This is a genomic window from Mycobacterium sp. URHD0025, assembly GCF_000426065.1.
Taxonomy (GTDB): Bacteria; Actinomycetota; Actinomycetes; order Mycobacteriales; family Mycobacteriaceae; genus Mycobacterium.
In genome coordinates, this window is record NZ_AUEQ01000006.1 from 244366 (window position 1) to 269750 (window position 25385).

Genomic DNA, 25385 nt, shown 5'->3' on the forward strand with positions numbered 1-25385 from the left:
GAATCCTCCTCGCCGGAAATAACCTTCAATTATTACTGAAAGTTTAGTACAGTCATGACCGGTGTTCCGGGAAGTCTGGTCGGAGATGGAATTTTCGTCTGCACGGAAGGGCACTGATGCTTACAGCGACCGATGTCATCGACGTTCGGGGCTTGACATTCACCTATCCCCGCTCAACCGAGCCGGCGGTCAGGGGAATGGACTTCACCGTCGGCAATGGGGAGATCTTCGGATTCCTCGGCCCCAGCGGTGCCGGGAAATCCACCACGCAGAAGCTGCTCATCGGCCTTCTGCGTGGGCACGGTGGCCAAGCAACGGTGTGGGGCCGCGACCCGGTGGACTGGGGGCCGGACTACTACCAACGTGTCGGCGTGTCCTTCGAACTGCCGAACCACTATCACAAGCTCACCGGTCTGGAGAACCTCAAGTTCTTCGGTTCTCTCTACGACGGCCCGACCGCCGACCCGCTCGAACTCCTGGATGCGGTCGGTCTGGCTGACGCTGCCAAGACCCGGGTTTCCAAGTACTCCAAGGGAATGCAGATGCGCTTGACGTTCGCGCGGTCACTCATCAACAATCCGGATCTGCTTTTCCTCGACGAGCCGACGTCGGGGCTCGATCCCGTCACCGCCCGCAAGGTCAAAGACATCATCCTGGACTTGAAGGCCCGCGGTCGCACGATCTTTCTCACCACCCACGACATGTCCACCGCCGACGAGCTGTGTGACCGGGTGGCTTTCGTCGTCGACGGCACCATCGTTGCACTGGACACCCCGGCCGAATTGAAAATCGCCCGGAGCCAACGTCAGGTCCGGGTGCAGTACCGCACACCCGACGGGCTGGCCGCGACCGCGTTCGGGATGGATGGCCTGGCCGATGATCCCGATTTCCACGCGATTCTGCGCAATCACCACGTCGAGACGATTCACAGTCGCGAAGCCAGTCTCGACGACGTCTTCGTCGAAGTCACCGGACGGCAGCTGTCATGACCCGGTTGCTCACCGCGATCCGGCTGGAGTTCACCGTCGCGGCCAGGCAGAAGTTTCTGCATGCGGGTGTGTTCTCCGGTCTGATCTGGCTGGCGGTGCTGTTGCCCATGCCGCATGACCTACGCCCGGTAGCCGAACCCTATGTGCTGGCCGGGGACATCGCGATCATCGGCTTCTTCTTCGTCGGCGGCTCGGTGTTCTTCGAGAAGCAGGAACGCACGCTCGGCGCGATCATTTCCACCCCGCTGCGGTTCTGGGAGTATCTCGTCGCCAAACTCCTCATACTGGTGGCCATCTCGTTGTTCGTGGCGATCGTCGTGGCGACCGTTGCCGATGGATTCACCTATCATCCGGCGCCGCTGATCGGTGGGGTGTTGCTCGGGACATTGCTGATGCTGCTGGTCGGGTTCATCACCTCGCTGCCGTTCGCGTCGGTCACCGACTGGTTTCTCACCGCAACCGTCCCGCTGGCGGTCATGCTCGTCCCGCCGCTGATCTACTACTCGGGATTGTGGCCGCACCCCGTGCTCTACGTCGTTCCGACACAGGGGCCACTGCTGTTGCTCGGCGCCGCATTCGACCAATTGACCTTGACGGGCTGGCAGGTGCTCTACTCGGTGCTGTATCCCGTGGTGTGCCTGGTCGTCCTTTGGCGGGCGGCCCATGTGCTCTTCGGCCGCTACGTCGTCGAAAGGTCGGGTGTGTTGTGAACGCGATTCTCACGCCCGCCACCCGAAAGGCGCTGACTGCCTTTGGTCGCAACGATATTCGTGGCACCTACCGGGATCCGCTGCTGGTCATGCTGGTGCTCGCGCCGGTGATCTGGACCAGCGGTGTCGCGATCCTGACGCCGATGGTCACCGAGATGCTTTCGCGTCGTTACGAATTCGACCTCGTCCCGTACTACCCGCTGGTGCTCACCGCGTTCCTCCTGCTGACGAGCATCATCATCGCCGGCGGTCTTGGCGCGTTCCTTGTGCTCGATGAGGTCGACGCAGGCACCATGGCCGCGTTGCGGGTGACCCCGGTACCGATGTCGACGTTCTTCGGCTACCGCGCGGGAACCGTGATGGTGGTGACCACCGTGTATGTGATCGCCACGTTGTCGTTCAGCGGCATTCTCGAGCCGGGACTGATCCCGGCACTGATACCGATCGGGATGGTCGCCGGGTTGTCCGCCGTGGTGACGCTGCTGCTCATACTGGCCATGGCCGGAAACAAGATCCAGGGCATCGCGATGCTGCGCGCACTGGGCATGCTCATCGCCGGGCTGCCGTGCCTGCCCTGGTTCATCGACTCGCCATGGAATCTGGCCTTCGGCGTGCTGCCGCCCTATTGGGCGGCCAAGGCGTTCTGGGTCGCCAGCGCACATGGCATCTGGTGGCCCTATCTGGTCGGTGGGGTGCTCTTCAATGTGGCCGTCGCGTGGCTGTTGTTCCGCCGGTTCCTGGCCAAGAACAGCTAACCGAGCGGCTCGGCCGGTCCGGCATGCCCGGATCGCACCGCACCGACGCTCGCGACGGTCACGAGTCCGACGCCCAGATAGCCGAGCACGCCGATCTGCTGACCCAGAACCACGAGCCCGGCCAGTGCCGCAGTCACCGGTGACAGGCAGGTCAGCACGGCGAACGTGGCAGGCGGCAGCCGGCGCAGGGAGATCAGCTCCAACGAGTAGGGGATCACCGACGACATCAGTCCTACGGCCGCACCCACGCCGAGCACCTGCCAGTTGAGCGCAGCCAGGTCTACCGACGTCGCCGCGAACGGGGCGATGACGAGCGCGCCCATGGCGGTGGCGAGTGCCAAACCGTCGACCCGGCGGAACTCCGCGGCGGTACGTGCAGACGCCAGGATGTAGCCGGCCCAGGCGACGCCCGCAAAAGCCGCGAAGGCGAATCCCGCGGGCTCGAAACGTGCACCGCCGCCGCCTGGAAGGCCCAGCAGCGCAACGCCTGCGAAGGCCAGTGCAGCCCACAGCCAAGCCGCCCGTCGCGCGCCCGTCACCACCGAAAGAATCAGGGGACCAAGGGCTTCGACGGTCACCGCGACACCGAGCGGGATCCGGGCGATGGCAAGGTAAAAGCAGAGGTTCATCGTGCCGAGTGTCACGGCCAAGGAGATCGCCGCACCCCAGGCCTGTCGCGACAGACCCCGCACGGACGGGCGGACCGCCGCGCACAGGATGACGCCGGCCACCGCAAAGCGCGCGAACAACGCCCCGACGGCGCCGACGGCGGCGAACAGGCCGACCGCGAACGCCGCACCCATTTCCTGGCTGGCCGCGGCGATCACCACCAGGAGTGCAGCCCCGAGTGGGGCGCGCGTGGTCACGCTGGCACCGGAAGCGCAGCCCCCGTCGTCATTTCCGCGTAGTTCCGCATCAGCCGTAGCGCGGTGGCGCGGTCCAGGTCCGGATCCCGCGCCACGATGCGATATCCGAGATAGTCCTCCATGGTCATCAGTGTCATGGCGATATCGCGTGCGGGAGCGGCCAGTGCGAAAGTACCTGCGGTGAAGCCGGTTTCGAGGATCCGGGCGTAGAGACCCACCTGCCGGTGAAAGATATGCTGAATATCGCGGCGCTCGTCGAGCACGAACCCGGCGGCCAGCACGGCCCGCCAGATGGCTCGCCACTCGGCGTCCTCGGGTCCGGACGGCAGGCCCGCGGCGATCATGAACGCGATCTGATCCCGTGGATCCGGCGTGCGTTCCACCACCGCGAGCCGATCGTCGTAGAACTTGCGGTCCGAGCGCTGCGCGAGTGCGGAGAGCAGCTGGTCCATCTCCCGGAAGTAGTAGCGGACGGCGTTGGGCGTCAGCCGAAGCTCAGCGGCCACATCGGCGATCCGCAGCGTCGTCAGGTCGTTGCGTTCGATCAGTGCGATCGCAGCGTCGAGGATTTCCTCGCGTCGTTGAGCCTGTCGGTTCGGCCGTCCCACCGGTCCCATCCTTCACGAATTCGTCACTTCGGTTGACGCCGGTGGTTACCCGCCGCCATTATTTTCCAATCTTGAAAAGAATTTGGCCACAACTTTCCGGAGGACGCATGCTGGACTGCTCTTCGCGGCGTCCGCGCGCCCGCGACATCGGCGTTGTCATCGGTGAACACCCGACGGGCCCGAACAACGCCATCACCGACGTGGCAGGCGTGCGCGTCGGGCACGCCACGATCCAGCGGCCGGGGGCCACTCCGGTGAACACCGGCGTCACGGTAGTGGTGCCGCACCCCGGAATCTTCACCGAGCCCGTGTTCGCGGGCGCGCACCGGCTCAACGGCAGTGGCGAACTCACAGGACTCGAGTGGATCCGTGAGTCCGGCGAACTCACCACGCCCATCGGCCTGACCAACACCCACAGCGTCGGCGTCGTGCGCGACACACTCGTGCAAGCCCAGGTCCGGGCCCGCGGTGACGGGCTCTACTGGTCCCTTCCCGTCGTGGGGGAGACCTACGACGGGCTGCTCAACGACATCAACGGCTACCACGTCCATCCTGAGCACGTCGCAGCCGCGCTGGCCGATGCGACGGGCGGTCCGGTTGCCGAAGGCAACGTCGGTGGCGGCACAGGCATGATCTGCCACGGCTTCAAAGGCGGCGTGGGAACGGCGTCGAGAGTCACCGAGACGGTGGCCGGGCCGTACACCGTCGGCGTGCTCGTGCAGGCGAATCAAGGCCGGCGCGAACGTCTTCGGGTCAACGGGGTGCCCGTCGGGGAGATGGTCGGTCCCGAGCTGGTGCCCACTCCGGACCTTCCGATGCCCTATCCGGCGGGGTCGGGTTCGATCATCGTCGTGATCGCCACCGACGCGCCGTTGCTGCCGCATCAGTGCACCCGGCTCGCGCAGCGTTCTGCGCTGGCCGTCGGCCGGGTCGGCGGAACAGGGGAGCAGTACAGCGGCGATCTGATGGTGGCCTTCTCGACAGGTAACCGTGGAATCCCGCCGTACGGGTGGGACGAGAACCCCGACGCGAACCGCCCGGAGATCGCGGTGCGGATGGTGGCGCCGCAACTGATGACCCGGCTGTTCGACCTGGTGATCGAGGCCACCGAGGAAGCCATCGTCAACGCGTTGGTGGCCGCCGAGACCATGACGGGCCGCGGTGGGTTGACCGCCCATTCACTTGACCACAAGCTGCTGCACTCGGCTCTGGTGCTGGAAGGCGGTCACTGACCTGATTCGTGACCGGTGGGCGCGGTACTACGGCTGACGGGTCACCGCCGCGGCGAAATGGAGCAGCCGGTGCATCTGCGCATCACCGTCGGAGAATGTCTTGGTGAATCGGATCTTCGACATCTGATGTTCGCTCTCGGTCACCGTGGTGCGGAAAGAGCGCCGCGGCGTACTGCCGATGAGCGTCAGATCAACCGACCGCAGGAGTCGCGACTCGTCGGGCTCGACGTCGTATTCGCAGTACAGGTTGTGGTCGCCGAAATCGGACAGTCGCACACTGCGCACCGACGCGGTGAAGGTCGGGTGGCTGGGCCTGCCGTCGTGGCCGGCGCAGTGGCCGTCCGAACCGTGCCAGAGCACCAGACGCACCCCGTCGGTGACGGCGACTTCCTGCCACAACGAAATGCCCCACTCGTACTCGACCGTGTCGCGGGTCAGCACGAACGCGCGGATGCGGTCGAAGTCGATCGTGGCGCTCAGCTGGGCAAGCGCGTCATCCGAATCGCGGATACCCATGGTCACCGCGCTGGGCAGATCCGGGTAGTTGGCCCAGTCGAGGACATCAGACATGTGCGCCGACCGCCTTGCCGAATTGGATCAGCCGTTGCGCCTGGGCGCGTCCCCCGTCGGTGGGCGATTTGGAGAATTTGAGCTGTTCGGGGAAGACGTCGGATTTCTCCGGGGTCCGAGCGATGGTCTCGCTCGCGATACCGAGGTAGATCACCAACTCGACGCTGTGCAGCTCTCGACGGTCCTGAGTGGTGCGGTAATCGATCTGAAGCGCGACGTCGTACACCCACGACAGCGGGATGACCCGGACCGTCGAGGTGAACCGCGGCGAACCCTCGTCATCGGTGCCAGAGTCACCGATCCACAGGATCAGCCGGCCACCATCGGTGACCACCACCTCTTGGTACAACGATTCGCCATCACCATCGCCCTCGTTGACGATGCGCTCCATGGTGAACGACACCACCGCGTCGAAATCGATGACTCCGCGCAACGCCTCGAGAGCTGTGACGGAATCGCGCAGGTACACGGCGGCGGCCTCATCCAGGCGCGTGTACGGGGCCCAGTCGTCAGCGTTGTGCATGATGGGGCCCGAATCTACAGCAAACTAAATTCATCCGCCATGTCAGCTGATCTCAGGGGAATCGGTGGTATCCGCAAGGGAATTGATGTTCGCGCGTTGTTCAGTGGCAAATGCCGGCTCGGTGTCCGGTCAGCAGGGCCGGGTTACCTCAGTTCAGCCCCGGACCCGGCCGCGCAGGTCGTCGACGAAGGCGCGGGCCTCGTCCCACGTCGGCAGCAACCCTGCTGCGCGTACCTGCTCCAGCGTCGGGGCGGCCGCGTCGCGCTCCGAGAGCACCGGCTCGCCCTCGATCGGCCAGTCAATCCCGAGGGTGGTGGCGAGGATGGTGTGCTCGCGATCGGGGCTGTAGGGCGCCGAACACAGGTACATCACCGTCGAGTTGTCCTCCAGCGAGAGAAAGGCGTGACCCAAACCCTCCGACAGATAGATCGAGCGCCGAGAGTGATCGTCGAGCAGCACCGAGTCCCACTGCCCGAACGTCGGAGAGCCCACCCGGATGTCCACCACGACATCGAGCACGGCGCCGCGGACGCAGGTCACGTACTTGGCCTGGCTGGGCGGTAACTGGGCGAAGTGCACGCCGCGCAGCACTCCCGCCGCCGACACCGAGCAGTTGGCCTGGCGCAGGTCGAACTGGTGCCCCGTCATCTCGGCGAACCCCGCTTCGGTGAACCACTCGAAAAACAGCCCGCGTGAATCACCGTGCAGCCGGGGCGTGATCTCCCAGGCGCCGGGGATCGTGAGTTCGCGCGCGGTCACTGGCCACGCTCCGCATATGCGACTTCGACCGTATTTTTCAATGGGCCCCACCAGGACTCGTTGTCGCGATACCAGTCGATGGTCGCCTGCAGCCCCTCCTCGAAATCGGTGTGTTTGGGAGCCCAGCCCAATTCGTCCTGCAGGGCCGACGGATCGATCGCGTAGCGCAGATCATGCCCGGCCCGGTCGGTGACATGGTCGAAGTCGTCTGGGTCGCGGCCCATCAACCGCAGCAGGGTGCGCATCACCGTGAGGTTGTTGCGCTCGCATTCGGCGCCGATCAAGTAGGTCTGGCCGATGCGTCCGTCGGTGAGGATCTGCCAGACCGCACGGTTGTGGTCGTCGACGTGGATCCAGTCGCGCACATTGGCGCCCGTGCCGTAGAGCTTCGGGCGCCTGCCGGTGAGGACGTTGGTGATCTGGCGTGGGATGAACTTCTCCACATGCTGATAGGGCCCGTAGTTGTTGGAGCAGTTCGAGATCGTCGCGCGCACGCCATAGGACCGGACCCAGGCGCGCACCAGTAGATCGGCAGCGGCCTTGGTGGACGAGTATGGACTCGACGGGTTGTACGGCGTTCCCGGGGTGAACCGGGCGGGACTGTCCAGCTCGAGATCGCCGTACACCTCGTCGGTGGAGATGTGGTGCAACCGGACCCCGTGTGCGCGTACGGCTTCCAGGATCGCGAAGGTGCCGATGACGTTGCTGTGCAGGAATGGCTGCGGATTCGCGACCGAGTTGTCGACGTGGGTCTCGGCGGCGAAGTGCACGACGGCGTCCGCCTCGCCGACCAACGTGCTCACCAACTCGGCGTCGGCGACATCGCCCTGCACCAGCCGGATACGGTCGGCCACCGGTGCCAACGACTCCTGGCTGCCCGCGTACGTCATCGCATCGAGCACGGTCACCGATGTGGTGAGTGCCTCACGAAGCGCGAGATGCACGAAGTTCGCCCCGATGAACCCGGCGCCGCCGGTGACCAGTAGCCGCATGTGCCAAGCTTAATGGGCAAACCGCTCAGCTTTTGAGACCCAGCGGTCCGGCCAACTCCGTCAACGTCGGGATCAGCTTGTCTTTGCCGCCGAGCACCTGAATCGCGACATGGTCGGCACCGTTGGCGACATGTTGCTGCAAACGCGCCGCGATGGCATCTGCCGTGCCGTGCGCGACGACCGCGTCGATCAGCTTGTCGCTGCCGGGCTTGGCAATGTCGTTCTCGGTGAACCCGAGCCGGCGCCAGTTGTTCAGGTAATTGCTCAGATTCAGATAGAAGTCGACCGTGTCGCGGCCGATCGCGCGGGCCGCGGCGCCGTCGGTACTCAGCACCACCTTGTGTTCGGGTGCCAGGAACACCGCCTCGCCCAGCACGTCACGGGCGTGCGCGGTGTGCTCGGGTGTCGTGAGGTAGGGGTGAGCGCCGGCGCTGCGGCTTGCCGACAGCTTGAGCACCTTGTCGCCCAGCGCGGCGATCACCAGCCGGCTGGTCGGCACCTTGGCCGCGTCCAGCACATCGAGATACTCGACCAACGCGTCATAGGGTTTGCGGTACTCACCGGTGTGCTCGGGATGCCCGACCCCGACGCCGAGCAGGAACCGGCCCGGGTGCGCGGCCTCGATGCGGTGGAACGATTCGGCGACCGTATTGGCATCAGCCGTCCAGATGTTGACGATGCCGGTGGCCAGCTGAAGTGACTCCGTGCGCTCGAGGATGGGTTCGGCGAACGAGAGATCTGCGGCCGGCGATCCACCCACCCACAGTGCGCCATAACCCAGATCCTCGATCTCGGCCGCTTGCTCAGGCTGGACAGCCCCGAACGTCCACACGCCGTAGCGACCCAGATCCGGCTTGAGCGAGAGCGATTCGGTCATCTGCGAGTCCTTGTCTGTGGTCCTCTAGGCCAGGCCGAGCGGCCCGGCGAGTTCGGCCAGTGCAGGTACCAGTTTGTCCGGTGAGGTCAGCACTTGTACAGGCACATGGTCGGCGCCCGCATCGACGTGCCGGCGCAGCCGGGCGGCCACCTCGTCCACCGTGCCATGCGCGACGACGGCGTCGATGAACCGGTCGCTGCCGGGTTTGGCCAGGTCCTCGTCGGTGAAGCCCAGCCGCTTGAAGTTGTTGAGGTAGTTGGTCAAACCGAGGTAGATGTCGAGAGCCTTGCGGCCCACGGCCCGGGCCTTGTCTGTGCCAGCTGGGTCGTCCGTGGTGAGCACGGCCTTGTGTTCCGGGGCCAGGAACGCGTCGGGGCCGATCAGCTCGCGGGCCTGCGCGGTGTGTTCCGGTGTGGTCAGGTACGGGTGCGCGCCGGCCGAACGTGCCGCCGACAACTGCAGGACCTTCGGGCCGAGCGCGGCGACGACCCGGCGGTGTCGCGGTACGCCGTACTCGTCGAGCTTGTCGAGGTACTCGGTGAGCGCGTCGAGCGGCTTGCGGTATTCGCCGGTCGCCTCCCGATGGCCGACGCCGATGCCGAGCAGGAACCGTCCCGGGTAAGCCGCCTCGATGCGGTGGAACGACTCGGCGACCGGACCGGCCGCCGCGCTCCAGATGTTCACGATGCCGGTGGCCAGCTGCAAGGTGGTGGTGGCGGCCAGGATCGGATCGATCCACTCCAGCTCGGCGGGCGGCGATCCGCCGGCCCAGATGGCGCCGTAACCGAGCTCTTCGATGTCCCGCAGCTGCTGCGGCGACAACTGCTGGAACTGCGAATAGTGGCCGAATGCACCGAACGTGCCGAGATCGGGCTTGGGTCCAGCTGTGGTCTGGGTCATGAACCTCACAACCCGGCTCTCGCGGGCGGGTATTCCGAACCGATCACGCTGATTCTGGAACTGGCCGAGACCATGGGCGTCACTCCGATGCCGAGGACTCCGACGTCTCCGACGGATTCCACGCTTCCGGGGCGGGGGCCTGCAGCGGCAACAGCACGATGAAGCGGGTGTCGCCCGGCTTGGACTGCACCCGCAGATCCCCATGGTGCTTTTCCACCACGATGCGCCACGCCAGATCCAAGCCCAGACCCGTGCCCTCACCGAACGGTTTGGTGGTGAAGAACGGTGTGAAGATCCGGCTGATGTCTTCGGCGGGGATGCCCGGCCCGTCGTCGCCGATCTCCACGCGGATCATCTCGTCGGTTTCGCGGCGGGTGCGGATGGTCAGTGTGCCGTGGCCGTTCATCGCCTGGATGGCGTTGTCGATGATGTTGGTCCACACCTGATTGAGATCACCTGGGTAGCAATGCAATTCGGGCAGCGATTTGTCGAGGTCCTTGCACAGGCTGACCGGCTTGTCCTTGCCGACCTTGTCGCCGAACATCATCATCGTGCTGCGCAGACCTTCATGGACGTCGGCGCTCTGATAGGAGCCCCGGTCCATCTGCGAGTACTGCTTGGCGCCGGCGAGCAGCGCCGAGATCCGCTTGCTGGCCTCGGCGATCTCGTTCATCCGAAGCTCGGTGTCGATGGTGTATTTCAGCCAGCCGAGCGCGGCCTGCAGGGTCGCCGAGGCCTCGCCGTCGCGCAGCGCGTCGTCGACCGACGCCGAGATGCGTTCCAGCCAATCGATGTCGAGCCCTGCCTCGACGAACGTCGGCGCGTAGTCCCAGGCACCCACGATGTCGTGGTCTTCGAGCCAGTCGCCCATCTCGTCTTCGCGGTCCGAGGTCTCCAGCGCGGTGAGCTCGAGCCCCTTGTTCTTGGCGACCTGCTCGGCGACCTCGTCCTGGATGGTCACCAGCATCCGCAGCGCCTGCGGGGTGAACTTGCCGTCGGCCAGCATCGCCAGCTTGTGCCGCATCTTGCCGACGCCCTCGCGCAGATCCGCCACGGCCCGGGCGGTGGCCGCGGCCGGGTTGTTGAGCTGATGGGTCAGCCCGGCGGTGATGTTGCCGAGGGCCAGCAGCTTCTCGCGCTGTCCGATGATCTGGCTCTGCCGCCGGCCGCCCACCTTGTGGCCTTCGAGCAGGTGCACCGCCATCGGGAACTCGGACTGCATGAACCCGGCGAACGCGTTGGCGTCGAGCACGAACACCCGCGACGGTTTCGTCAGGCGCACCGACGCCTCGTAGATGTGCTCCTCACCGGGGATGTAGGCCGACCAGGCGCCGAAATACACGCCGCGCATCGAGGTGCGGTTGGTCTGGATGTCGACGCCGCCGGAGCGCTTCGACATCACCAGCTCACCGTCGAGCATCACGTAGAAACACGTGGCCGGATCGCCCTCGGTGACGATCGGGCCGGCCGGGAACTTCTCGATGCTGCCCGCCTGGCACAACGTGTCGAGCTGCTCGTCGGAAAGGTCCTCGAACAGGAACAGCGTCCGAAGTTCGTCCCGTACGCAGGTCTCGCCCATATCCGTCCTCAACTCCTCAGGCCTCGCGGCCGTCACGCTTCTGCCAGGTAGCGGTGCACGAGCATCACGGCCATCGACCCTTCGCCGACGGCGGCAGCCACCCGCTTGGCGGACTCGGCGCGCACGTCCCCTGCAACAAACACACCGGGCACACTTGTTTCCAAGTGGTGCGGCGGACGCTCCAGGGACCAGCCGCACACGTCGCGCAGGTCCGGTCCGGCCAGGATGAAGCCGTGGTCGTCGCGGGCCACCACGCCGTCGAGCCAATCGGTACGCGGCGTGGCGCCGATGAAGCAGCACAGGCGCGTCGCGCGCACCTCCTCGTGCTCCCCGGACTGCCGATTCACCAGCTCCAGGCCCACCAAGTGCTCGTCCTCGCCGATGGCGCCGACCACCTCGGTACAGGTGCGCACGAAGATGTTGGGCGTCTGCTCGATCTGCTGGATCAGGTAATACGACATCGACGCCTCCAGGGAGGGGCCGCGCACCAGCAAGGTCACCGATTTCGCCTCGCGCGACATGAACATCGCGGCCTGCCCAGCCGAGTTCGCGCCGCCGACGATGTAGACGTCCTCGCCCCGGCACTCTGAGGCGTCCGACACCGAGGCGCCGTAGTAGACGCCGCGGCCGACATAGTTGTTCGGATTGTCGGGATCGGCGAAACAACCCGGCACCGGGAGCTGGCGGTACTCGACGCCGGTGGCCAGGATCACCGCGCGGGCGCCGATGGTCTCGCCATCGGCGAAGGTGATGGTGCGGGCTGCGCCCGCGATGTCGAGGGCGACGGCTTCGCGGGTCGTGATGACCTCGGCGCCGAACCGCTCCGCCTGCCTGCGGGCCGAAGTGGCCAGTTCGGCCCCCGACACCCCGGTCGGGAAGCCCAGGTAGTTCTCGATCCGCGAACTGCGGCCGGCCTGCCCGCCCGTCGTGGTGCCCTCGATCAGCACGGTCTTGAGACCTTCGGAGGCCCCGTACACCGCGGCCGCCAGGCCCGCCGGGCCGCCGCCGATCACCGCGAGGTCGTACATGGTCAGCGACGGGGTGGTGGACAGGCCCAGCATGTCGGCCAGCTCACCGTCGCTGGGCTCGACCAGTGTCTCGCCGCCCTCGGTGATCACCACCGGCAGTTGCAGACCGTCCAGTCCGGCGGCTTCCAGGAGCTGACGGCCCGTGGGCTCGTCGGTGGTGAACGCGCGGAAGGTGTGCTGGTTGCGGGCCAGGAACTGACGCACCTCCCAGGAGCGCGAACTCCACTGGTGCCCGATCACCTTGGTGTGCGGGATCGCCCGATCGCCGACGGCGTGCCAGGCCTCCAACAGACCGTCGACCACCGGGTACAGCTTCTCCTCGGGCGGGTCCCACGGCTTGAGCAGATAGTGGTCGAGGTCCACGACATTGATGGCGTCGATGGCCGCGGTGGTGTCGGCGTACGCCGTCAACAGCACGCGCCGCGCCATCGGGTAGAGGTCCATCGCCGATTCGAGGAACTCGATGCCGCTCATCTGCGGCATCCGGTAGTCGGCGACGAACACCGCGACCGTGTCGCCGCGCAGCTTCAACTCGTTGAGGGTTTCCAGGGCGTCCGGGCCCGATTCGGCACGAACGATGCGGTAGCGCTCGCCGTAGTGGCGGCGTAGATCGCGGGCGACGGCACGCGAGACTGCGGGATCGTCGTCCACCGTCAGGATTACGGGTTTACGGGGCTGGGAGGCGGGGCCGGTCATCGCTAACAAGTATGCGCCGCCGGTCCAGCGGATATCGGGTCAGGTCGCTACGTTCTGCCACGTCACCACCGCGTCAATCGAGCGGATTCCCGCCGGCTCCTAGAATCCGGTCCGTGACTGTTCTCGAATTCTCCGATTCGGTTGTTGTTGCACGTGATCCGGAATCGACCTACGCGCTGGTCTCAGACATCTCCCGAATGGGGGAGTGGAGTCCGATCTGTAAGTCGTGTTGGTGGGACGACCCCGCCGCGGGTGCGGTCGTCGGTGCCTGGTTCACCGGCCGCAACGTCACGCCCGAGCGCACCTGGGACACCCGCAGTCAGGTGGTCGTCGCCGAACCCGGCCGTCAGTTCACCTGGGAGGTCAACGACGGTTGGGTCCGGTGGGGCTTCCATCTCGAACCTGCTGAGGGCGGTACCAGGGTCACCCAGGCCTGGACCTTCTTGCCGAAGGGCATCGCCGGCTTCCGTGACCGCTTCGGTGAGCGGGCCGACGAGGAAATCGCGATACGCAGTGAGGCGGCACTGACCGGTATCCCGGAAACCCTCGCGGCGATCAAACTCACCGCAGAGGTCGATTGACCGTCAGTTGTCGGCCGGTTGCCCGTCGCGATTCAGCATGGCCGCCACGTCGATACCGGAAGCCTTGAGCGCCTCCAGGATGTTGGCCACTGCCAGCGGGCTGACGCCGAGCAAACCGCCGACGGCATCCTGCGTATCCCGCGACCCGCCGATGATCGAAAGGCGTTCGATCTCGGCCAGCGGTGAGGCGGCCGCCTCGGTCGCCTTGACCACCGAGGCCAGCACATCGGGCAGCATCAACAGACGCGCGGCCTCGGCCGAGTAACCGTTGAGCGCTGCGGCGATCTCTTTCTTACCGTTGGCCTCGGCCAGCAGTTTGGCCTCGATACCGGCGGCCTCGGCCTGCTGCTCGACGCGCAGCGCATCGGCCAGTTCCTTCTTACCTGCGGCCTCCGCGACCAGCTTGGCCTGAAGACTGTCCGCCTCGGCCTGCTTCTCGACGCGCAGGGCATCGGCTGCGGCCTTGCGGGCATCGGCGTCGGCCTGCCCTTTGCGCCGCTCGGACTCGGCCGCGGCCTCGGCGGCCAGGATCGTGGACTGCCGCTGGCCTTCGGCGAGCGCGATGTCAGCCTGACGTTTCGCCTCGGCCGGCGCGATCACGTCGGCCTGCAGTGCCGCCTGGGCCTGCTCGGCGCGGCGCTGCTCCACCTCGATGCGGGCCTGCACCCGGGCCGCCTCGGCCTGCTCGGTGGCAATGCCGACGTCCTTCTGGGCGCGGGCGTTGGCCAGCGGGCCGGCCTGGTCGGCCTGGGCGTTCTCGGCCTCGGTCTGCGCACGCAGCCGCGCCAGTTCGACATCGCGCCTCTGGTTGGCGGTGGCGATCGCGGTGTCGGCCTCGGCCTGCGCGATGGACCCCTCCTGGCGGGCCTTGGCCGACTGGATCTGGGCGTCGCGCTCGGCCTCGGCGGTACCGACCGTGGCGTCCCGCTTGACCTCGGCGATGCGGCGCTGGCCCAGGGACTTCAGGTAGTCGTTGGCGTCGGAGATGCCGGCGATCTTGAGGACGTCGACCTCCATGCCGATGCGGGCCAGGTCGCCGCCGGCCTCCTCGACCACGCTGCGGGCCAGGCTGTCGCGGTTGGAGTTGAGGTCCTCGACGGTCATGGTGGCGGTGATGCCGCGAAGGCTGCCGGCCAGGATCTCGTTGATCTGCCGCTGCAGCTCGTTCAGGTCGGAGGTCAGGAAGCGCTGCACCGCGGTCTGCACGGCCTCATCCGCCGAGCCGATCCGGACCAGCCCGACCGCCTCGACGTTGACGGGCACACCGTTGTTGGACAGTGCGTTCTGCAGGTTGATGCTGACGTTGAACGGTTCCAGGCTCATGATGTCCACCCGTTCGATGCCGGGCATCCGGAACCGGGCCCCGCCGCGGACCACCTTGGGAGTGCCGCGGCCGGTGAACACGGCCACCTCGTTGGGCGGGACCTTGATGTAGTTCTTGACGTAGACCATCGGCAGCACCACCAGGATGAGGATGGCGGCGATGGCGGCGAGGATGACTATGAGCAGCAGGGACACGGTTGTGCCTTTCTCGGAGGGGCAGTGCTCGGGTGGCTCAGGTTTCTGGCACAGCTCGGGTTTCTGGAACTGCTCAGGTTTCTGGAACAGCGACGACATGGACGAAGTCGGGATCGATATCGGCGATGTAGACACGGGTGGCCTTGGGCAGTGCGTCGGCCTCGTCGCTCTTGGCGCGGGAGAAGACCCGGTTACCGTCGGCGTCGACGAAAGAGACCTCGCCCCAGCCGCCGGGCGGAACCTCGAGGGTGACGGTGCCGAGCAGGCCGACATAGGAGGACCTGCCCCGGTGCGAGTTGGACTGCTGGCGACGCATGTAGGGCAGCAGCAGCCCGTTGAGGGCGAACACCAGCACGATGGCGCAAGCCGCCGCCAGCACCGCGCTCCATCCGGTGCCCAGCCCCAGCCAGGTGCCGATCAGGCCTCCGGTCCCGGCCCCGAGCAGGCCGACCGACAGTCCGGTCAGGCTCAGGAAGGGCATGCCGTCCCCGTGCCCGACGTCGGCGAGCAGCAGGGCGGCCAGTACGGCGATGCCGCCGACGACGAACGCGGCCAGGTACACAGCCATCACGTGCTCGTGGTCTCCGTTCCCCGGTGCGGATCAGTCCGTACCATTCTCACCTGTGCGGAGGCTCTGCCGCGCACCAATCTGCAGCGTGGATATCGGGCAGCCTTGAGCTGATCAGCCGTGATTTTGGTACAGGCCGTCGAGCGGGTATTGTGGACCAACGGTGCGGCTATCGTGCCGACTTTTTGCGTGCCCCGTCTTGGAACTGCTGAATTTCTGCAATTTCGTCTGGATCCGGCTCACGTTTTGAAGTCGGTCGCCGGCAGCATCACGACGGGCTGCATTGCGACTGATGAAGCTACGAAACGAAAGCAAGGATCGCCGAAAAGTATGGCCAAGAAAGACGGTGCCATCGAGGTCGAGGGTCGCGTGGTCGAGCCCCTGCCCAATGCGATGTTCCGCATTGAGCTGGAGAACGGACACAAGGTCTTGGCCCACATCAGCGGCAAGATGCGGCAGCACTACATCCGCATCCTGCCCGAGGACCGGGTAGTGGTGGAGCTCTCTCCCTACGACCTGTCCCGGGGCCGCATCGTGTACCGGTACAAGTGACCCGATAGAAGCCCGACCAGTAACGACGAGAACGGTGACGTGCGGATGCGCACGCCACCTACAGAGCCAGAAGGATCGAAAAAGCCGTGAAGGTGAACCCGAGCGTCAAGCCCATCTGCGATAAGTGCAGGGTGATCCGCCGGCATGGGCGGGTCATGGTGATCTGCAGCGATCCGCGCCACAAGCAGCGGCAGGGCTGATGAGCGCTTGCGCGAAGAGCAATTAGTCGCGCTGTCGCCTCATCTCACACAACTGAATGATGAACTCCCAGCACCACTGAGCGGATAGGCCGCTCATGCGCGATGAAGGCCGAGTGCCTTCATCCACGTCCGGCACGGAGGCCGGACCCCGGAGAGTCCTGAGGGGCTGATGGGAACGGGCTGGGACCAGACCTCCGCAGAGAAAAAGGATAACCGCCACATGGCACGGCTAGTGGGCGTTGATCTTCCGCGCGACAAGCGCATGGAGATCGCGCTGACCTACATCTACGGCATCGGCCGTACCCGTTCGAACGAGATTCTCGCCGCGACGGGCATCGACAAGAACCAGCGCACCAAGGACCTGACCGACGATCAGGTGACCGTTCTGCGCGATTACATCGAAGGCAACCTCAAGGTTGAGGGTGACCTGCGCCGCGAGGTGCAGGCCGACATTCGCCGCAAGATCGAGATCGGCTGCTACCAGGGCCTGCGGCACCGCCGCGGTCTGCCGGTGCGCGGCCAGCGGACCAAGACCAACGCGCGTACCCGTAAGGGCCCGAAGCGCACCATCGCCGGCAAGAAGAAGGCTAGGTAACCCCGATGGCACCACCGAAGAAGGCCGCGGGCGCCAAGCGCGGTAAGACCACCCGGCGCAGGGAAAAGAAGAACGTCCCGCACGGCGCCGCACACATCAAGAGCACGTTCAACAACACGATCGTCTCGATCACCGATCCTCAGGGCAACGTCATCGCCTGGGCATCGTCGGGTCACGTCGGCTTCAAGGGTTCGCGTAAGTCGACCCCGTTCGCCGCACAGCTGGCCGCCGAGAACGCCGCCCGCAAGGCGCAGGAGCACGGCGTGAAGAAGGTCGACGTGTTCGTCAAGGGCCCGGGTTCGGGCCGCGAGACCGCCATCCGCTCGCTGCAGGCCGCCGGCCTGGAGGTGGGCGCGATTTCCGACGTCACCCCGCAGCCGCACAACGGTTGCCGTCCGCCCAAGCGGCGCCGGGTCTAGGTCGAGAAGGAGAAACAAGACTCATGGCTCGTTATACCGGCCCCGCCACCCGCAAGTCGCGCCGTCTCGGCGTCGACCTGATCGGCGGCGATCAGTCGTTCGAGAAGCGCCCCTACCCGCCCGGTCAGCATGGCCGCGCGCGGATCAAGGAGAGCGAATACCGCACCCAGCTGCAGGAGAAGCAGAAGGCTCGCTTCACCTACGGCGTGCTGGAGAAGCAGTTCCGCAAGTACTACGAAGAGGCCAACCGGCAGTCGGGTAAGACCGGCGAGAACCTTCTCCAGATCCTGGAGAGCCGCCTGGACAACGTGGTGTACCGCGCCGGCCTGGCGCGTACCCGCCGGATGGCCCGTCAGCTGGTCAGCCACGGCCACTTCACCGTCAACGGTGTCAAGGTGAATATCCCGAGCTACCGGGTGTCGCAGTACGACATCATCGACGTGAAGGAAAAGTCGCTCAACACCCTGCCGTTCGAGGTTGCCCGGCAGACCGCGGGTGAGCGTCCGATCCCGTCGTGGCTGCAGGTCGTCGGCGAACGCCAGCGCATCCTGGTGCACCAGCTGCCCGAGCGCGCGCAGATCCAGGTGCCGCTCGCCGAACAGCTCATCGTCGAGTTCTACTCGAAGTAGTAAGGACACCGGGCCCACACGATCGGGGCCGGGTCACCCAGACGGCATCAAATAGCGGGTGCCGAGAAGGAGAAGAAAACAATGCTGATCTCTCAGCGACCCACACTGGCCGAGGAATCCCTCGCCGAAAACCGGTCCAAGTTCGTCATCGAGCCGCTGGAGCCCGGTTTCGGCTACACCCTCGGCAACTCGCTGCGGCGCACACTGCTGTCGTCCATCCCGGGCGCGGCGGTCACGAGCATCCGCATCGACGGTGTGCTGCACGAGTTCACCACCGTCCCCGGGGTCAAGGAAGATGTCACCGACATCATCCTGAACCTCAAGGGCCTGGTCGTGTCTTCCGAGGAGGACGAGCCGGTCACCATGTACCTGCGCAAGCAGGGCCCGGGTGCCGTCACCGCCGGTGACATCGTCCCGCCCGCCGGCGTGACGGTGCACAACCCGGACATGCACATCGCCACCCTCAACGACAAGGGCAAGCTCGAGGTCGAGCTCGTCGTCGAGCGCGGTCGTGGCTACGTCCCCGCCGTGCAGAACAAGGCGTCGGGTGCCGAGATCGGCCGTATCCCGGTCGATTCCATCTACAGCCCCGTGCTGAAGGTGACCTACAAGGTCGAGGCCACCCGCGTCGAGCAGCGCACCGACTTCGACAAGCTGATTCTCGACGTCGAGACCAAGAACTCGATCAGCCCGCGCGACGCCCTGGCGTCGGCCGGTAAGACCCTGGTCGAATTGTTCGGTCTGGCACGGGAACTCAACGTCGAGGCCGAGGGCATCGAGATCGGGCCGTCGCCGGCCGAGGCAGACCACATCGCCAGCTTCGCGCTGCCGATCGACGATCTGGACCTGACCGTCCGTTCGTACAACTGCCTCAAGCGCGAAGGTGTGCACACGGTGGGCGAGCTCGTCGCCCGCACGGAGTCCGACCTGCTGGACATCCGTAACTTCGGGCAGAAGTCCATCGACGAGGTGAAGATCAAGCTGCACCAGCTGGGTCTCTCGCTCAAGGACAGCCCGGCCACGTTCGATCCGTCTGAGGTCGCCGGCTACGACGCCGCGACCGGCACCTGGACCGGCGATGCGGGCTACGACCTGGAAGACACCCAGGACTACGCCGAAACCGAGCAGCTTTAACCAATCCGTCCCGGTCCTACCTGATACGGGGACCGGCCCCAATTAGGAGATAGTCGCAATGCCCAAACCCACCAAGGGTCCTCGCCTCGGCGGGTCGTCCTCGCACCAGAAGGCGCTCCTGGCCAACCTGGCCACGTCGCTGTTCGAGCACGGCCGCATCAAGACGACCGAGCCGAAGGCCCGGGCGTTGCGTCCGTACGCCGAGAAGCTGATCACCCACGCCAAGAAGGGTGAACTGCACAACCGGCGCGAGGTGATGAAGAAGATCCGCGACAAGGACGTCGTGCACGTCCTGTTCGCCGAGATCGGCCCCTTCTTCGCCGATCGCGAGGGCGGCTACACCCGCATCATCAAGGTCGAGAACCGCAAGGGCGACAACGCCCCCATGGCTGTCATCGAGCTGGTGCGGGAGAAGACCGTGACCTCCGAGGCGGACCGCGCTCGCCGCGCCGCCGCCGCGCAGGCCAAGACGGCCGAGGAGCAGACAGCTGAGGCCGAGGCACCCAAGGCCGAAGAGGCTGAGGAAACTCCGGTTGCCGAGGCACCCAAGGCCGAGGACGCCGCTGTCGCCGACGCCGAGACGGCTGAGGTTGCGGCTGAGGATGACGCTGCCAAGTCCTAGCGACACGATGAACATGCCCGCCACCGAATCCGGTGGCGGGCATGTCGCTTTTATCCGCTTACGGCTCGACGTTGCCTATGACGGCACCGATTTCGCCGGCTGGGCGACGCAGGCCGGTCAACGCACCGTTGCCGGGGTGATTGATGAGGCGCTCTCGACGGTCTTCCGTACGCCGGTGGTGACGCGCACGGCAGGGCGGACGGACACCGGCGTGCATGCCACCGGTCAGGTGGCCCACGTGGACATCCCGGTAGACGCTGTCGCGCATTGCTATCCGCGAACCACCCGCCCGGGCGATGGTGAATTCACCCCGCTGGTAAGGCGTTTGGCGCGGCTGCTGCCTACCGACGTCCGTATCCGCGACGTCGTGCGTGCACCGGCGGGATTCGATGCCAGGTTCTCGGCGCTGCGTCGGCACTACACCTACCGGCTCAGTCTCGCGCCTTACGGGGTCGAGCCGGCCGAAGCGCGGTTCGTCACACCGTGGTCCAAGCCCCTCGACCTCGACGCGATGGCTGCCGCATCGCGGGAACTGGTCGGGCTCAACGATTTCGCGGCGTTCTGCCGTCACCGCCCCGGTGCCACCACCATCCGTGATCTACAGCGGCTGGAATGGGTGCGGGACGGCATGTACGTGACGGCCTACGTCACCGCGGATGCGTTCTGCTGGAACATGGTTCGCTCGCTGGTCGGGGCGATGCTGGCGGTGGGCGAGGGGAGGCGGTCACCTGAGTGGACCGCCGGCCTGTTGAGCGAGACGAGCCGGTCGAGTGCTTTCGCCGCTGCCCCGGCCCGCGGGCTCACGCTGGTGCAGGTCGATTACCCGGCCGATGACGAGCTCGAGGCCCGCAATCTGATCACCCGTGATGTGCGGAAGGCCGACTGAACACGTTTGTGCAGTTGAACGCCGCGGGCGACGGAGGTCCACACCCTCAGAGTCGGGCGGAGACGAACCTGGCGGCCTGGGCCACCATGCCCGACCGGATGTAGCCGGGCGCGAGGTGATCCTGCCACCCGGCCTGCCATTTGTAGGGGCTGCTCGGATTACAGATCGGGTCATCGGAGTGGCACAAGTCGATGGTGCGGTTCTGATAGGCGGGGTTCAACAGCGTGATGGGTGCGGCCCAGTTGGCCCCGTTGCCGAACAGTGCCACCGCCGCCACGTGCCGGTCGGTGCCCTTGGGAAGTGGACTGTTGAAGGTGAATGCCGAGACGGGCATCGCCAGAATCAGGTCGGTTGCGACGGCGCCGAGCGAGTAGCCGCCGAGGATGAGCCGGGTCCGAGGACAGTTGCGCATCATCCACTGCACATGACGGCTCATGTCATTTGCGGCCACGTCGGCCTGGGTATCGGCCGGGTACTTCACCGAATAGAGGGCGACGTTCGGGCCGCGCAGGGTGCGCAGTGCGTTGACGAACGCAGCACCGACCTGTCCGGGACCTGGGGGCTCCATGCGGCCGCGGGCGAACACCACCTCGGCCGGCGGGCACGTGGCGGCCATCGCGGCGCCGATCATGTTGGGCGCCACCGCCATTGGTGCCATAACGGCACCGAGGACAGTGATCAGTGCGGCCGACATCCGACGGCCAATCACGCATTAGATGGTATTGACGATCCCGTCGAGAATGGGTGCCGGTCCGGCAACGATCCGGCGTCGAAGTACTTCCGGTTCAGACCTTGGTGGCGACGAAATCGGCGGCCTGGTTGACCATCCCGGCGTCGATGTAGGCGCCCGCCAGGTGATCGGGCCAGTTGTTCTTCCAGGTGTCGGGGTCGGCCGGATTGCAGATCGGATCGGCTCCATGGCACAGCTCGATGGTCCGGTCGGCATAGACCGGGCTGAAGCGGGTGATGGGACCGACCCATGCGGCGCCGTTGCCGAACAGGGCGACCGCGGCGATGTGGCCGTCGGCGCCCGCGGCGAGTGGGGTCTTGAAGCCGAAGCCGGTGAACGGAACGGCCAGCACCACATCGGCGACTGCCGCACCCAGCGAGTACCCGCCGATCACCAACCGGGTGTCCGGGCAGTTGTTCATCATGTACTGGATGTGGCCGCTCATATCGTTGGCGCCGATGTCGACTTCGTTGTCAGCCGGGTACCGGACGGCGTATACGCCGATGTTCTTGTTGGTCTTGGAGCGCAGCGCGTTGACGAACGCGTTACCGAGGGTGCCGACGCCGGCGGGTTCCGTACGACCGCGGGCGAATACCACCTCGACCGGTGGGCACGGGGCGGCGTTGGCGACGGCCAGGGAACCGGGCAGCACGGCCGACGTGACCGGCAGGACCGCAACGGCCGCCACGATGACGGCAACCACACCGATCCAGCGCCGAAGCCGTCCGGTTACGTGGTTTTGGATGGGAAGTTCGACCACCTAAGCGATCGTAGCGGACGCGGGCTACAAGAGACCGGCAACGAAGTTTGCGGCATCGTTTGCCGGACCTTCGTAGGCACGGTGTGCCGGGACACTGTCGCCGTCGCCGCAGACCGGGTCGCCGGGGTTGCACAGGTCGATGGCGCGACCTCCGTAGACCGGGCTGGAGGTCAAAGGCAGGCCGAGTTTGGCCGACGGGTTACCGAAGACGGCGACCGCGGCGACGTGCTCGGGGACGTTCGGCGGCAGCGGCGCGTTGAAGCCGACGGCCGGGAACGGGACGGCGGCGATCACGTCGATCACCGCGGCACCCTGCGAGTAACCGCCCAGGACCAGACGGGTGTCGGGGCAGTTGTCGACCATCCACTGGATGTGGCCGGAGGCATCGTTGGCACCGCCGGCTGCCGCGAGGAAGTCGAAGCTGGCGGGGTAGTTCACCGCATACGCGCCGACGGAACGACCGCCGACCTTGTTGCGCAGCGAACCGACGAACGCATTACCGATCCGGCCGAGGCCAGGAGTGTCGTTGGTGCCCCGGGCGAAGACCACCTCGATGTCGGGGCAGGCGGCCGAGGCCACCGGAAGTACCGACGAGGAGGTGGGTATCGCGACCGGCGCGACGATGGCGACGGCAGCGGTCAGCGCCGCCGCCACGAACACGGTGCAGCGACGAACAAGATCAATGGCCACACCGAATCCTAACGTCTGCTGTGTACTAGACGATTCCCGCGACGAAGTTCGCGGCCTGATCTGCCATACCCGACGTCACGTAATCGCTGTGCGCGAACGGGTTCCGGCCACGCGAGCAGATCGGGTCCCCATCCTTGCAGAGGTCGATCGCCTTGCCTCCGAACACCGACGAGGTGATCGGGATGCCGAACTTGGCCGACGGGTTGCCGAACACGGCCACGGCAGCGACCTGGGGGACCAGCTCGCCGGCGAGCGGGGGTGCCGATCCGATCTCGCCGACCTTGTTGCCCAGCGGCGGGATGCCGGCCAGCATGTCCACCACTGCGGCGCCCTGTGAGTAGCCACCCAGCACGACCCGGGTCGACGGGCAGGAGGAGGCGAGGGTGGCAATGCGGTTGGCGGCGTCGGTTGCGCCGTCGGCGGCCGCCAGGAAGTCGTAGCTGGCCGGGTAGTTCACCGCGTACGTGCTGACGGTGCGGCCGCCGAGCCGTGAACTGAGCCCATCGGCGAAGGCCTGTCCGGGGCGGCCGAGGCCGGGTGCGTCATTGGTCCCGCGAGCGAAGATGACCTCGATGTCGGAGCACGGTGCGGCCGCGGCGGGCGCGGCGAACGTCAGCGGGAAAGCCGCGCTGACCAGGGTTGAGACGATCGCGGCCACCCGGGCCGACTTCCGGAGGAGACTCACGGGGGACATAGTCACACAAAATGGTTAGCCGCGGCTAATCGTTTGCCCGTTCGGACGTCTCCTGCAGAGCCATATCGGGCCAGGTCGCGAGCTCGACCTGAGTGGGCGCCCCGGGGTCCTGCTGCTCGCTGCGATCGCCCTGGCGGGCGACGGCCAAACCGGCCAGTACCACCGCGCCACCGATCGCCTGGCTCACCGACATGGCCTCGCCGAGCATGATCCAGGCGATCAGAACCGCGAACAGCACTTCTGACAGGCCGACCAGAGAGGCGAAGCGCGGTTTGAGTCGGGCGATGCCGACGATGCCCAGGGTGTAGGCCAGCGCGGTGGGAATGAGGCCCAGTGCGATCACCGGCACCAGCCACGCGGTGGTGTGTCCGGCGATGCTGACGGAGTTGGTGGTGAACGTCAGCGGCATGACGCCGGTGACGCCGAGGAGCGTCACGGCCGCGGTGCCGACGATCAAACCGCCGGCGGCCAGGCTGATCGGGCTGAGCCCGTCGCCATCGGCGCTGGCCTTGTTGGACATCATGAAGTAGCACGCGGCGCACACGGCAGCGGCCAGGCCCCAGCTGACCCCGGTCAGGTTGATCTGGGCGCCGCTGAATACGTCGAGCACCAGGACGATGCCTGCGACGGCGACCGCCACGCCGCCGAACGTCATGGCGCTGGGGCGACGCCGCGTGGTGGCCCACACCCAGCCGACCACCAGGATGGGCGCGGTGTATTCCAGGAGCAGGGCGACGCCGACGGAAAGGTGCGCGACGGCGTTGTAGTAGCAGAGTTGCGCGCCGGCGATGGGGAACAAGCCGTAGGCGACGACGGTTCTGGCGTGGTCGCGCACCTCGCGGACCCATCCTGGGCGGACGACGGAGGCGAAGGCGGCCATGATGAGGGCGCCGCCGGCGAGCCGGGCCGTGACGGCCGCGGTGGGACTCCAGCCGGCTTCCATCAGCGCTTTGGCGAAGGGGCCCGATGAGCCGAACGCGAGTGCGGAGCTGACGGCGAACAGTAGGCCGATCCGGAAGTGGTTGTCGGCGGTTGTGCGGTCGAGCTGGGCTCCGGCAGTCATCGGTACACCTCCCCTGGGGTATGTCATGAGTAAAACCGACTATGGTAGTGACGGTAGGGCTGACGCTACGGTGACTGGGGGTCATGAGTCAAATGCTTTTTACCTATGACACGGAGCTCACGCTCCGCGCCGCCATGGTGTTGGTGAACACCGATCGGGTAGAGGGCGAACAACTGGCCGATCAGGTGGACCTGAACGCCTATCTGGATGATTTCGGCTGGACCGGCCGGCGGGACCGCGACGACGCCGAACTGGAGGCCGTGCGTGCGCTGCGCGGGCGCATCGGGCAGATCTGGGCGGTGGCCGATGACGAGGAGGAGACGGTCCGGCGGGTCAACGCTCTCCTGAGCGACACCAAGGCCGCGCCGTGGCTGACGCGGCACAAGGAAATGCCCGAATGGCATCTGCATCTGGCCTCGGTCGACGATCCGCTGGCGCAGCGCATGGGCGCCGAGATGGCGATGGCGCTGGCTGACCTGATCCGCGGTGGCGAACTGCGCCGCCTCAAGATCTGCGCCGCGCCGGACTGTGAGGCGGTGCTGACCGACCTGTCGCGTAACCGATCCCGAATCTTCTGCGACACCGGCAACTGCGGTAACCGCCAGCATGTCGCGGCCTACCGGCAGCGCAGGCGTGCGGACTAGCTGACTCGCCGGGCTC

Annotated in this window: 31 protein-coding genes; 14 read left to right on the forward strand and 17 right to left on the reverse strand. The window is 66.3% G+C overall.

Annotation, left to right across the window (positions count from 1 at the left end):
* Nucleotides 1–116 precede the first annotated feature (116 nt).
* From H977_RS0105625 to H977_RS0105635, 3 genes are read left to right on the forward strand one after another with little or no spacing between them, the layout of a single operon-like run.
* Nucleotides 117–989 (forward strand): ABC transporter ATP-binding protein, encoded by an 873-nt coding sequence (locus H977_RS0105625; RefSeq protein ID WP_029106928.1) that lies wholly within the window; start codon nt 117–119, stop codon nt 987–989.
* The gene (locus tag H977_RS0105630; RefSeq protein ID WP_029106929.1) at nt 986–1699 is read left to right on the forward strand and encodes a fluoroquinolone export ABC transporter permease subunit; all 714 of its coding nucleotides are present in this window, start codon (nt 986–988) and stop codon (nt 1697–1699) included. The genes H977_RS0105625 and H977_RS0105630 overlap by 4 nt, the downstream gene beginning before the upstream one ends.
* Nucleotides 1696–2454 (forward strand): Rv2686c family ABC transporter permease subunit, encoded by a 759-nt coding sequence (locus H977_RS0105635; RefSeq protein ID WP_029106930.1) that lies wholly within the window; start codon nt 1696–1698, stop codon nt 2452–2454. The genes H977_RS0105630 and H977_RS0105635 overlap by 4 nt, the downstream gene beginning before the upstream one ends.
* Here H977_RS0105635 and H977_RS0105640 read toward each other — a convergent pair.
* Nucleotides 2451–3320, reverse strand: a complete 870-nt coding sequence (locus H977_RS0105640; protein ID WP_029106931.1) for an EamA family transporter — start codon at nt 3318–3320, stop codon at nt 2451–2453. The genes H977_RS0105635 and H977_RS0105640 overlap by 4 nt on opposite strands.
* Nucleotides 3317–3937: a TetR/AcrR family transcriptional regulator gene (locus H977_RS0105645; RefSeq protein WP_155946533.1), complete on the reverse strand. Its 621-nt coding sequence runs from the start codon at nt 3935–3937 to the stop codon at nt 3317–3319. The genes H977_RS0105640 and H977_RS0105645 overlap by 4 nt, the downstream gene beginning before the upstream one ends.
* Before the next feature lie 98 nt (nt 3938–4035).
* Here H977_RS0105645 and H977_RS0105650 point away from each other — a divergent pair, with 98 nt between their 5' ends.
* The gene (locus H977_RS0105650; RefSeq protein ID WP_029106933.1) at nt 4036–5160 is read left to right on the forward strand and encodes a DmpA family aminopeptidase; all 1125 of its coding nucleotides are present in this window, start codon (nt 4036–4038) and stop codon (nt 5158–5160) included.
* 27 nt (nt 5161–5187) lie between these two features.
* Here H977_RS0105650 and H977_RS0105655 read toward each other — a convergent pair whose 3' ends face one another.
* The 8 genes from H977_RS0105655 to H977_RS0105690 form a co-directional block, all read right to left on the reverse strand.
* Nucleotides 5188–5730 carry a hypothetical protein gene (locus H977_RS0105655; protein WP_029106934.1) on the reverse strand — a complete coding sequence of 181 codons (543 nt, stop codon included), beginning with the start codon at nt 5728–5730 and terminating at the stop codon, nt 5188–5190.
* Nucleotides 5723–6253, reverse strand: a complete 531-nt coding sequence (locus tag H977_RS0105660) for a hypothetical protein (RefSeq protein ID WP_029106935.1) — start codon at nt 6251–6253, stop codon at nt 5723–5725. The genes H977_RS0105655 and H977_RS0105660 overlap by 8 nt, the downstream gene beginning before the upstream one ends.
* A gap of 153 nt (nt 6254–6406) precedes the next feature.
* Complete coding sequence (gene rfbC / locus H977_RS0105665) at nt 6407–7012, reverse strand: dTDP-4-dehydrorhamnose 3,5-epimerase (RefSeq protein ID WP_029106936.1); 606 nt, start codon at nt 7010–7012, stop codon at nt 6407–6409.
* Complete coding sequence (gene rfbB, locus H977_RS0105670) at nt 7009–8004, reverse strand: dTDP-glucose 4,6-dehydratase (RefSeq protein ID WP_029106937.1); 996 nt, start codon at nt 8002–8004, stop codon at nt 7009–7011. The genes rfbC and rfbB overlap by 4 nt, the downstream gene beginning before the upstream one ends.
* 25 nt (nt 8005–8029) lie before the next feature.
* Entirely contained in the window at nt 8030–8881 is an 852-nt protein-coding gene (locus H977_RS0105675) for an LLM class F420-dependent oxidoreductase (RefSeq protein ID WP_029106938.1), read from the reverse strand.
* 24 nt (nt 8882–8905) lie between these two features.
* Nucleotides 8906–9781: an LLM class F420-dependent oxidoreductase gene (locus H977_RS0105680; RefSeq protein WP_029106939.1), complete on the reverse strand. Its 876-nt coding sequence runs from the start codon at nt 9779–9781 to the stop codon at nt 8906–8908.
* 79 nt (nt 9782–9860) lie between these two features.
* Nucleotides 9861–11360, reverse strand: coding sequence for an ATP-binding protein (locus tag H977_RS0105685; RefSeq protein WP_029106940.1), 1500 nt, complete (start codon nt 11358–11360; stop codon nt 9861–9863).
* Between the two features lie 32 nt (nt 11361–11392).
* Nucleotides 11393–13084, reverse strand: a complete 1692-nt coding sequence (locus H977_RS0105690) for an NAD(P)/FAD-dependent oxidoreductase (protein WP_029106941.1) — start codon at nt 13082–13084, stop codon at nt 11393–11395.
* A 113-nt stretch (nt 13085–13197) separates the two neighbouring features.
* Here H977_RS0105690 and H977_RS0105695 point away from each other — a divergent pair, with 113 nt between their 5' ends.
* Entirely contained in the window at nt 13198–13665 is a 468-nt protein-coding gene (locus H977_RS0105695) for an SRPBCC family protein (RefSeq protein ID WP_029106942.1), read from the forward strand.
* 3 nt (nt 13666–13668) lie between these two features.
* Here H977_RS0105695 and H977_RS0105700 read toward each other — a convergent pair whose 3' ends face one another.
* Nucleotides 13669–15183, reverse strand: coding sequence for a flotillin family protein (locus tag H977_RS0105700; protein WP_029106943.1), 1515 nt, complete (start codon nt 15181–15183; stop codon nt 13669–13671).
* Nucleotides 15184–15256: 73 nt separating this feature from the next.
* Entirely contained in the window at nt 15257–15751 is a 495-nt protein-coding gene (locus H977_RS0105705; protein WP_196808170.1) for an NfeD family membrane protein, read from the reverse strand.
* A 330-nt stretch (nt 15752–16081) separates the two neighbouring features.
* Here H977_RS0105705 and infA point away from each other — a divergent pair, with 330 nt between their 5' ends.
* The 8 genes from infA (at nt 16082) to truA (ending at nt 20788) form a co-directional block, all read left to right on the forward strand.
* Nucleotides 16082–16303 carry a translation initiation factor IF-1 gene (infA, locus tag H977_RS0105710; RefSeq protein WP_003418601.1) on the forward strand — a complete coding sequence of 74 codons (222 nt, stop codon included), beginning with the start codon at nt 16082–16084 and terminating at the stop codon, nt 16301–16303.
* Between the two features lie 86 nt (nt 16304–16389).
* Entirely contained in the window at nt 16390–16503 is a 114-nt protein-coding gene (gene rpmJ / locus H977_RS34715) for a 50S ribosomal protein L36 (protein WP_003879483.1), read from the forward strand.
* A gap of 220 nt (nt 16504–16723) precedes the next feature.
* On the forward strand, nt 16724–17098 hold the full coding sequence (gene rpsM / locus H977_RS0105720) for a 30S ribosomal protein S13 (RefSeq protein WP_029106945.1): 375 nt from the start codon (nt 16724–16726) through the stop codon (nt 17096–17098).
* A 5-nt stretch (nt 17099–17103) separates the two neighbouring features.
* The gene (gene rpsK, locus H977_RS0105725; RefSeq protein ID WP_004571524.1) at nt 17104–17517 is read left to right on the forward strand and encodes a 30S ribosomal protein S11; all 414 of its coding nucleotides are present in this window, start codon (nt 17104–17106) and stop codon (nt 17515–17517) included.
* Between the two features lie 23 nt (nt 17518–17540).
* The gene (gene rpsD, locus H977_RS0105730) at nt 17541–18146 is read left to right on the forward strand and encodes a 30S ribosomal protein S4 (RefSeq protein ID WP_029106946.1); all 606 of its coding nucleotides are present in this window, start codon (nt 17541–17543) and stop codon (nt 18144–18146) included.
* Between the two features lie 81 nt (nt 18147–18227).
* The gene (locus H977_RS0105735) at nt 18228–19280 is read left to right on the forward strand and encodes a DNA-directed RNA polymerase subunit alpha (RefSeq protein ID WP_029106947.1); all 1053 of its coding nucleotides are present in this window, start codon (nt 18228–18230) and stop codon (nt 19278–19280) included.
* 58 nt (nt 19281–19338) lie between these two features.
* Nucleotides 19339–19902, forward strand: a complete 564-nt coding sequence (rplQ, locus tag H977_RS0105740) for a 50S ribosomal protein L17 (protein ID WP_029106948.1) — start codon at nt 19339–19341, stop codon at nt 19900–19902.
* Between the two features lie 7 nt (nt 19903–19909).
* Nucleotides 19910–20788 carry a tRNA pseudouridine(38-40) synthase TruA gene (truA, locus tag H977_RS0105745; RefSeq protein WP_029106949.1) on the forward strand — a complete coding sequence of 293 codons (879 nt, stop codon included), beginning with the start codon at nt 19910–19912 and terminating at the stop codon, nt 20786–20788.
* Between the two features lie 46 nt (nt 20789–20834).
* Here the strand turns inward: truA and H977_RS0105750 are convergent, their stop codons facing one another.
* The 5 genes from H977_RS0105750 to H977_RS0105770 all read right to left on the reverse strand — a co-directional run bounded on the left by H977_RS0105750 (nt 20835) and on the right by H977_RS0105770 (nt 24725).
* Nucleotides 20835–21482 carry a cutinase family protein gene (locus H977_RS0105750; RefSeq protein ID WP_036475180.1) on the reverse strand — a complete coding sequence of 216 codons (648 nt, stop codon included), beginning with the start codon at nt 21480–21482 and terminating at the stop codon, nt 20835–20837.
* Nucleotides 21483–21573: 91 nt separating this feature from the next.
* Entirely contained in the window at nt 21574–22209 is a 636-nt protein-coding gene (locus H977_RS0105755; RefSeq protein WP_502691148.1) for a cutinase family protein, read from the reverse strand.
* A 93-nt stretch (nt 22210–22302) separates the two neighbouring features.
* Nucleotides 22303–22968, reverse strand: a complete 666-nt coding sequence (locus tag H977_RS0105760; RefSeq protein ID WP_029106952.1) for a cutinase family protein — start codon at nt 22966–22968, stop codon at nt 22303–22305.
* A gap of 25 nt (nt 22969–22993) precedes the next feature.
* Nucleotides 22994–23662: a cutinase family protein gene (locus H977_RS0105765; protein WP_029106953.1), complete on the reverse strand. Its 669-nt coding sequence runs from the start codon at nt 23660–23662 to the stop codon at nt 22994–22996.
* A 25-nt stretch (nt 23663–23687) separates the two neighbouring features.
* Nucleotides 23688–24725 carry an EamA family transporter gene (locus H977_RS0105770; RefSeq protein ID WP_029106954.1) on the reverse strand — a complete coding sequence of 346 codons (1038 nt, stop codon included), beginning with the start codon at nt 24723–24725 and terminating at the stop codon, nt 23688–23690.
* Between the two features lie 92 nt (nt 24726–24817).
* Here H977_RS0105770 and H977_RS0105775 point away from each other — a divergent pair, with 92 nt between their 5' ends.
* A complete protein-coding gene (locus tag H977_RS0105775; RefSeq protein ID WP_029106955.1) occupies nt 24818–25369 on the forward strand; it encodes a CGNR zinc finger domain-containing protein in 552 nt (183 codons plus the stop codon).
* Nucleotides 25370–25385: the final 16 nt, after the last annotated feature.